This is a genomic window from Phenylobacterium sp. (assembly GCF_030645195.1).
GTDB lineage: Bacteria > Pseudomonadota > Alphaproteobacteria > Caulobacterales > Caulobacteraceae > Phenylobacterium.
The window spans coordinates 1-1,006 of record NZ_JAUSLW010000203.1; the positions used below are offsets into that span (position 1 = coordinate 1).

Annotated in this window: 1 pseudogene; it reads left to right on the forward strand. The window is 68.2% G+C overall.

The features are described 5' to 3' along the window. Positions 1-1,006 (forward strand): annotated as a pseudogene (locus Q7T09_RS18480) (error-prone DNA polymerase); the annotation flags it as partial.

A 1,006-nucleotide genomic window follows, 5' to 3' on the forward strand; every position in this document is an offset into this window, starting at 1 on the left:
GGCCTGCGCCTGGAGGCCAACGCCGAGCGCCACCTCAAGGGGCCGGCGGAGATGGAGCGCCTGTTCGCCCGCTTCCCAGGCGCGGTGGAACGCAGCGCTGAGATCGCCGATCGCATCGGCTTCGATCTCGGCCAGCTCAAGTACGAATATCCCGACGAGCCGGTGCCGCCGGGCAAGACCGCCATCCAGCACCTGCGCGACCTGGCCTGGGAAGGCGCCCGGTGGCGGTTCTCCACCGGCATGGGAGAGAAGGAGCGGGCCACCATCGCCCACGAGCTGGACCTGATCGAGAAGCTGGGCTTCGCCAACTACTTCCTCACCGTCCACGACATCGTCAAATGGGCCCGGGACCAGGACATCCTCTGCCAGGGGCGCGGCTCGGCGGCCAATTCCTGCGTCTGTTTCTGCCTGGGCATTACCGCGGTGGATCCCACCAAGGCCGACCAGGACCTGCTGTTTTCCCGCTTCATCTCCGAGAAGCGCGGCGAACCCCCCGATATCGACGTCGACTTCGAACATGAGCGGCGCGAGGAGGTGATGCAGTACGTCTATCGCCGCTACAGCCGCGAGCGGGCGGCCATCGTCGCCACCGTCATCCACTACCGCCCGCGCATGGCCATCCGCCAGGTGGGCAAGGCGCTGGGCCTCACCGAGGACGTCACCGCCGCGCTCGCCGGCACGGTCTGGGGCAGCTGGGGCGACATGGTCCCCGACGACCACATCCGCCAGGTGGGGCTCGACCCCGCCAATCCCGAGATCCGCCGCGCCACGGCGCTCGCCCAGGAGCTGCTCAAATTCCCCCGTCACCTCTCGCAGCACGTGGGGGGCTATGTGCTCACCAAGCGGCGGCTCGACGAGACCGTGCCCATCGGCAACGCCGCCATGAAGGACCGCACCTTCATCGAGTGGGACAAGGACGACATCGACGCCCTGCAGCTGATGAAGGTCGACGTCCTGGCGCTCGGCATGCTGACGGCGCTCAAGCGCAGCTTCGCGATGCTGCCGC